Annotated in this window: 8 protein-coding genes; 6 read left to right on the forward strand and 2 right to left on the reverse strand. The window is 60.2% G+C overall.

Annotated elements, in window-relative coordinates; translation table 11 throughout:
* The first annotated feature begins 134 nt into the window (after positions 1-134).
* A complete protein-coding gene (locus ACGLHR_RS50115; RefSeq protein WP_318236099.1) occupies positions 135-581 on the forward strand; it encodes an Ohr family peroxiredoxin in 447 nt (148 codons plus the stop codon).
* Between the two features lie 360 nt (positions 582-941).
* Here ACGLHR_RS50115 and ACGLHR_RS50120 read toward each other — a convergent pair whose 3' ends face one another.
* Positions 942-1142 carry a hypothetical protein gene (locus ACGLHR_RS50120; protein WP_400103377.1) on the reverse strand — a complete coding sequence of 67 codons (201 nt, stop codon included), beginning with the start codon at positions 1140-1142 and terminating at the stop codon, positions 942-944.
* A gap of 841 nt (positions 1143-1983) precedes the next feature.
* On the opposite strand from ACGLHR_RS50120, the gene ACGLHR_RS50125 reads away from it, so the two are divergent.
* From ACGLHR_RS50125 to ACGLHR_RS50135, 3 genes are all read left to right on the forward strand, one after another.
* Positions 1984-2298, forward strand: coding sequence for a YdhR family protein (locus ACGLHR_RS50125; RefSeq protein ID WP_400103379.1), 315 nt, complete (start codon positions 1984-1986; stop codon positions 2296-2298).
* Positions 2299-2497: 199 nt separating this feature from the next.
* Positions 2498-3040, forward strand: a complete 543-nt coding sequence (locus ACGLHR_RS50130) for an RBBP9/YdeN family alpha/beta hydrolase (protein ID WP_400103381.1) — start codon at positions 2498-2500, stop codon at positions 3038-3040.
* A 491-nt stretch (positions 3041-3531) separates the two neighbouring features.
* A complete protein-coding gene (locus ACGLHR_RS50135; protein WP_400103383.1) occupies positions 3532-4566 on the forward strand; it encodes a formylglycine-generating enzyme family protein in 1035 nt (344 codons plus the stop codon).
* A 224-nt stretch (positions 4567-4790) separates the two neighbouring features.
* Here the strand turns inward: ACGLHR_RS50135 and ACGLHR_RS50140 are convergent, their stop codons facing one another.
* On the reverse strand, positions 4791-6032 hold the full coding sequence (locus tag ACGLHR_RS50140; RefSeq protein ID WP_400103385.1) for an RNA-guided endonuclease InsQ/TnpB family protein: 1242 nt from the start codon (positions 6030-6032) through the stop codon (positions 4791-4793).
* A gap of 26 nt (positions 6033-6058) precedes the next feature.
* Here ACGLHR_RS50140 and ACGLHR_RS50145 point away from each other — a divergent pair, with 26 nt between their 5' ends.
* Positions 6059-6187, forward strand: a complete 129-nt coding sequence (locus tag ACGLHR_RS50145; RefSeq protein WP_400103387.1) for a hypothetical protein — start codon at positions 6059-6061, stop codon at positions 6185-6187.
* A gap of 14 nt (positions 6188-6201) precedes the next feature.
* A complete protein-coding gene (locus ACGLHR_RS50150) occupies positions 6202-6906 on the forward strand; it encodes an alpha/beta fold hydrolase (protein WP_400103389.1) in 705 nt (234 codons plus the stop codon).
* Positions 6907-7023 lie beyond the last annotated feature (117 nt).

Raw genomic sequence — 7023 nt, forward strand, 5'->3', positions numbered from 1 at the left:
CGCCCCATCACAAGGAGAAAACCCATTGACATAAAATTCCAATGCAAATCTGTCCGATGAAACGGGGCAACCCCAGACACCACCGCCCTTTCAGGCGTGACACCCAACACCCTTTATCCATCAAGGAATCCATCATGGCCAAGATCGAAACTGTCCTGTTCACAGGCAAGACCCACACCACGGTCAACCGCGACCCCAGCGCCCAGCGTGGCGACCACGGCGTCGTCGACATCAAGGTGTCGGCGCCCGGCGGCGAAAACCACGAGTTCATCGCCGCCGAGCCGCACCCGACCGCCGAGCAGTTGTTTGCGGGCGCCTGGTCGGCCTGTTACATCACCGCGCTCGGGATCGCGGCCTCGCTGAAGAAGGTCACGCTGCCGCCTGACTCTTCCGTGGATATCCAGGTAGACGTGGGCCAGACCGGTCCCGGCTGGTTCCTCGGCGCCCAGTTCACCGTCCGCGCGCCGGGCCTGGCACAGGACGTCGCGGAGGGGATCGCGCGCGCGGCTCATCAAATCTGCCCGTACTCGAAGGCTGTGCACGGAAACATCGACGTCGCCCTGAACGTCATCACGGCGTGATCCGGCAAGCACGCGCCTCTCACTGAGCATCTTTTAGTACGTCCGGCTCGGCTTGATCGAGCCGGAACGGCCGCTTTTGAACGCGGTGGAGACGTTCGCAGAAACTGGCCGAAGGGCTGGAACGGGTCGGGAAGAGACGACCCGCCTGCGTTGCGTCGGGGTCCCTTCCCGGCCATCTTCGGCTATCCAGCAAATTGAAGAATTCCGCGCCCGAAGAACAGGTTAACTAGTTGGGAACCGGCCACTCGACGATTAAGCCGTCAGCACCAATTCAGCGCCAACGGAAGCGGTCATTGTGGAACGACCGCCTCTGGGTGCGGATGGGCGGCAGTTCGCTATGCACCCGATTCTTTCCGTGCGTCATGCAGGATTGTTGGGGCTTAAGGGGTACTGCGGGTTGGTATCTTGTGTTTGTGCTGGGGGAGGGTCGCTGAGTTTGGAAGTGGTGCTGAAAGCGTGGAGGGGCGCCACCAAGGCGAGCCACCCGCCGCGCACCTCTGCCATGGTGCTGCCATCTAGTTCTTCAATACAGGACAGATCCTTGATTACGAGAGTAGTCATTGCGGTTCTCCTGGGATTGGCTGTGAGCATTTTGACGGGCTCACTAGAGCCAGAGCATATCGTGTGCCAGCAGCGCTCAAGCGGCCTGACTTGGTACCTAACTCGCGGAAAAATAAGAGAATTATCGAAACTCTACCCGCCATGCAGCGTCCGGACGCGACCAACCTGTGTGCTGTGAGCCAACAGGTTGAAGGAGGGCTGTTCACAGGGGCACAACATCCGCCAGGGGCGTGTCTCCCCATACATCGCCACCTACAGGTCGGATGACGCTTTCCCGGCCGACTCGGCCCTTCGGCGCTGCGGTGTCGAAGGCTCAGAAGGGTCGGGAAGAGACGACCCGTCTGCGGCGCGTCGAGGTCCCTCCCCGGCCATCTGCAGCCGTTCGCCCGTGCGCTCGGACGGACAATCAAACGTCGGCTCTACTCAAACAGCGGCCCTCACCTACCAAGCTGACCGGTCCCATCATCGGCCTTATGGAAAGCTTTGCATAAGGCCGATCTTCCGCCGCTTAAGCAACGCGGCGCCGCTGCCGCGCACGTGTCTGTTGGCAGCCGTTCGACGCCAAGGCCAAAAAGTCAGGAGATCCTGTTTTAATCGGTCTGTCCTGGTTTCGGGGTGCTCTGGCGGTGGCAAGTCCAGAGGTCGGGCAATTGTGTCTTGCCGTGTCGTAACTTCGGCGTAGGATCTACAACAGGAGACGGTGATGAGAAGCCCAGGCGCATCGTACTGGCCGAGCCCCCCGGCTTGCTGGCCAAGAGCCCGTCCGTCCGGGAGGCAAATCCTGGACGCGCGCCCGTGAACGCCTGAGCTTGGAGCAAGTCAACCACCCAAGGATCCTCCCATGATCACCGCCATCGTCCTCTATGACCTGCCGTCAGACATCGGCCTCGAGGAGTGCCGCGCCCACTTCACCAAGATCGCCCCCGATTTCCTCAAAATTCCGGGCCTTCTGCGCAAGCAGTTCATCTGTGCCCGCGACGGCAAGGTCGCCGGCGGCGTCTATATGTGGGAAAGCCAGGAGGCGGCAGAACGCTTCTACTCCGGCGAATGGCTCGCCGGCATCCGCGCCCGCTACGGCACGGGGCCGAAAATCAGCTATTACGAGACCGTCGCACTGACCGACAAGGCGAGCGGCCAGGCGGGCGGGCTCGACTGATCGGCTGCGAGGACCGGCCATGCGCAGCGCAATTGGACATTAACCTGCATGCAGGCGTCGGGATCGGCAACTCGAAGCGCGTGTCGCGAGCGGGCGCCTGGACAGGCTCTCGTCGCATAGGTTTCGGTGACTGCTTCTGCAACTGATGAGGTCGGGCGGAAGGGCGGTCATCGGTGGATTCGCATCTGGAGATGATGAGATGAATTCATTCCGCGTTCTGCTTCTTCCTGGGCTCGGAAACTCCGGGCCAGATCATTGGCAATCGCATTGGCAAGCGGCATTTCCCGATTTCGCGAGGGTGGTTCAGGACGATTGGGAAACCCCGGATGCGGCCGACTGGGTCGATCGACTGCATCGAACCATCTTGGCGGACGACACACCAGCGATTCTTGTCGCCCACTCACTTGCATGCTGTCTCGTCGTGCGCTGGGCGCAGGCGCACTCCGGTCCTGTCGCCGGCGCACTGTTAGTCGCACCCAGCGACGTGGAGGCGTCAAGCTTTCCTCCAGGCACGAGCGGCTTTAAACCCACGCCCTTGCATAGATTGCCGTTCCGTAGCCTGGTGGTCGCGAGTTCAGACGACGAATACGTGTCGCCAACCCGCGCCAAGAAATTTGCCGACGCATGGGGCGCCGAATTTGTCCTTCTCGGTGCGCGTGGACACATGGGCGACGCCGCCAAGTTGGGAATGTGGTCAGAGGGCGTCGAACTCTTAGACAGGCTCAGAGGGGAATCGAGGTAACAAAGGACCACCTTGCCCATCCCCGACGACGGCTTTGCGGAAGCCCGGATTGCCGGGATTGGGTCGGCTGCGGCCGGCTCGGCAGCAGGATCAATAGTCCGTCACCGGCCGCCCAGGAACAAACATAGCTCTACGGGCTCCGGATTTCTGGGGAGAAGACAGATGGTAAGCGCGAAATTAGGAGCACTAGTGCCGGACATTTGGAGCCAAATGGAACAGGTCACCCATTCTGTAAAGCCGCTCGTCGTTGCCAATGCGGATATGGATTTCCCTGTTCTTCGCAGGCGAACCCACTACGGGCACCTGTGCAGCAGGCGGCGGCCACTCATTATATGTTGCCAAAATCGATGGGGTGCCGTCATGCTGGGTCAGCAAGGTGGATCGAAGGACAAACTGTTCTACTCCTTCAACCTTGACGACCTCGCATGGCGATGTCTTCGTTGGTATGCTTTCGGCTGTCGGTCCGATTGACCCTGAGACTCCTCCTACTTATGCCAGTGCCCAACTTGCGAGCATTTCCGACGATTCTCGTTCTACCCTTGTTGCTAACGATCTCGCCGGCGCGCTCAACCGGACCTGATGTCACGTCACCGACGGTGATGGAGAACTCGCTTGGAATGAAGTTTGTGCTGGTACCCTCTGGCGAATTCATGATGGGTAGCAGCGAATCGCCTGACTCGCTCGCCAAGGTGTATCCGCAATATGCCAAAGAGCGCCTCCAAGCGCTGGCTGACGAAGCGCCGGTGCATAGGGTGCGCATCACCAGGCCGTTTTACCTGGGTCAATATGAGGTGACGGTTGGCCAGTTCAGGCGGTTCCTGGAAGCATCCGGCTATAGGCCGGAGTCCGAGGTTGATGGCACAGGCGGCTATGGCTACAACCCGAACTACGATCCCAGAGCGTCGGCACGGGGGGATACATTCGAAGGACGCAGTCCACGGTACTCGTGGGAAAATCCCGGCTTCTCTCAGGGTGACGATCATCCGGTGGTCAATGTCACATGGAATGATGCTGTGGCAATGAGCAAATGGCTCAGCGAGAAGGAAGGGAGAACCTATCGCTTGCCCACTGAAGCCGAATGGGAGTATGCCTGTCGCGCGGGCACCAGAACGCGTTACCACAGTGGGGAGGACCCGCAATCGCTGCTCAAAGTCGCCAATACCTTCGATTCCGATACGGCGAGGAACTGGCCGAAGTGGAGCAGTTTTGCACTGGCGGGACATGATGGTTTTGTGTTTACGGCGCCGGTGGGCAGCTTCGCGCCGAATGCGCTGGGTATCTACGACATGCACGGCAACGTGTGGGAATGGGTCGCAGACTGGTACGGAGAAAGCTATTATTCAGAATCGCCGGTTGACGATCCCAAGGGCCCAGAGTCGGGCAGCGTACGCGTGCGTCGCGGAGGATCGTGGCACACTTGGTCGTTCTACGCTCGCTCGTCGTATCGCAACTGGAATACACCGCAGACTCGTTATCCGTTGGTCGGCATTCGCCTAGTACGCGAAGCCGACGCAAACGAGCACTAGATGCCAAGGAGCGCGGGTCCGCCAATACAGGATGAGACCGCTCTCTGGCCGTAAGTCGACACCCCACCGAAATATCCAGGCGCAAAGCGAGTTGGATTCGTTGATTTATCTCAGTCGGCGGGTCAACCCAATCCGTGCGCACTCACCAACGACCGTAGTACCTTGTGGAATCCTCAGCCAGTTTCGGCCGCTCATGGCGCGGGCCCTGGATGGCCGATCGCTGGTCAAACGTGACGCGAATCTGAGTCGGGCGGCCACTTCCGCGAATGTCCGAGCCTAGGTGGAGGAGGTTTGCCCGCCCCAACTCCAGCGCTCGTCAGGAAGGCGAACCGGGCGTGTCCCGCCCTTAAAACGTTGATCGCGCCGACCAGGTCGGCATGTTCCTCGAAGCCGCATTCCACGCACGCGAAGCGCGCTTGTGTCCGACGGTTGTTCGCCGAAACGTACCCGCAGCACGGACACGTTCGGCTTGTGTTCTGCGGCGGCACTGCGACGAGATACCCACCATTCCACGCCAGTTTGTAATCCAGCTGGCGACGGAACTCGTACCACCCCTGATCGAGGATGGCTTTGTTTAGGCCGGACTTGGCCCGAACACGCTTGCCCGGCTCCTCACTAGTACCCGCCGCTGACTTCGACATATTGCTAACCCGCAGGTCCTCGATGCATACCATCGCGTGGTTATTGCTGATCGTGGTCGTGGCCTTGTGCAGGTAGTCGCGGCGGGTGTTGCCGATGCGGGCGTGAATGCGCTGGACTCGGGCTTTGGCTTTCCTCCAGTTTCTGCTGAACTTTGTCTTGCGGCTCATTGCCCGCTGCGCCTTGCGCAAGGCTGCTTCGTGCCGACGGAAGCTGTTGAGCGGCGCGTAGAACGTGCCATTGCTCAGCGTGGCAAAGCGGGCGATACCCATATCGACACCGACTGCGGTTGTGCCGGCTGGAACCGGCGCATCGACCTCACGCGCTGTCTGAATCGAGACGAACCACTTGCCGCTGGACTCGCTGACCGTTGCATTTCTCACAGAGCCCAGCACGTCTCGGCTGGCGCGGTAGCGCAGCCAGCCAAGCTTAGGCAAGAAAATCCTCCCATTGGCCGCATCGAGCTTGATCTGTTTCGGGTCGGGGTAGCGGAAACTGTCGCGCAGCCCCTTCTTCTTGAAGCGGGGATAGTCCGCACGCTTGGCAAAGAAGTTCTGGTATGCGCGCTCAAGGTCCTTCAGTGCATGCTGTAATGGATGTACCGGTGCATCCTTGAGCCAAGGTGTGTCCGCCCCATTGCGCCATGCTGTGAGCGCCTTAGCCATTGCCACGTAGCCGATGAACTTGCCACCGGCCTCGTGGTTCTGCTTCTGCAACGCCAGCGCCTTGTTGAAGACGAACCGGCACGAGCCGGCGAAACGGCGCATCTTGCGCTGTTGCTCGCCGTTTGGCATCAGTTCGAATTTAAAGGCTTGAAGACGTTGCATAAAATCATGTTACCAGCAACTTTCACGTGTGCAAGGACGGCTACGCCGTCCGCGCTATCCTTCCTCCCCCTGAAGGGGAGAGGTTTGCCGCGCACCGGATCAAACTCAACGGCACGATCTTCGACGCGTTCGACTTCTCCTTCGCGTCGCTCTGAACCGGAGAAGCAAAATGCCAAACGTAACGTCCGACGGTGTTTCGATCCACTACGAGGTCAAGGGCCAAGGTTCGCCCGTGCTTCTTCTGGCGGGGCTTGCGGGAGCGGGCGCATCTTGGGGGCCACAGATCGATCTGTTCGCCGAGCATCACCAAGTGATCGTACCTGACCACCGCGGCACCGGCGCGTCCGAGCACACCGCACACGCCATGACGATTACACAACACGCACGTGACATGACGCGGGTCATTGAAGCGGCAGGATGCGGGCCGGTCCACGTGGTCGGTTCCTCGACCGGGGGCGCCATCGCGCAATTGCTGGCGATCCATCACCGCGAACGATTATGCAGCGCGACTATTGTTTCTTCGATTGCACGCGCGGACACGTTCTACCGTCGTCAGTTCGACATGCGGCGACGCATGTTGACCGATTCCGGCCTGCGCGCGTCCACCGAGGCCAACGCACTATTCCTCTTCGATCCGAGATTCATGCGCGAGCACCCGGAGCAGGTGCAAGCGTGGGTGAACGCTACATCGGCTGGCACATTCGAACGGGAGATCGGCTTTGCCCGGATCGACATGATCGTGGGGCACGACGCCTTCGATGATCTTCCGTCGATCGCGACGCCGACGCTGGTGCTGGTGGGCGAGCGCGACTTCTGTGCCCCGCCGTACTTCTCCGCAGAGCTTGCAGAGCGGATTCCGGGAGCGAGCAACTGATACTCCATTCTCATTCTTGCTCAGAAGCATCTATAATTGCTCGCCATGAGAAAGGTTTATCGGATCAACGAATTCGCAAAGCGCATCGGACGGGCTCCCAGTACGGTGCGCCGCTGG

It is taken from the genome of Cupriavidus sp. CuC1, assembly GCF_044627735.1.
Lineage (GTDB): Bacteria > Pseudomonadota > Gammaproteobacteria > Burkholderiales > Burkholderiaceae > Cupriavidus > Cupriavidus ulmosensis.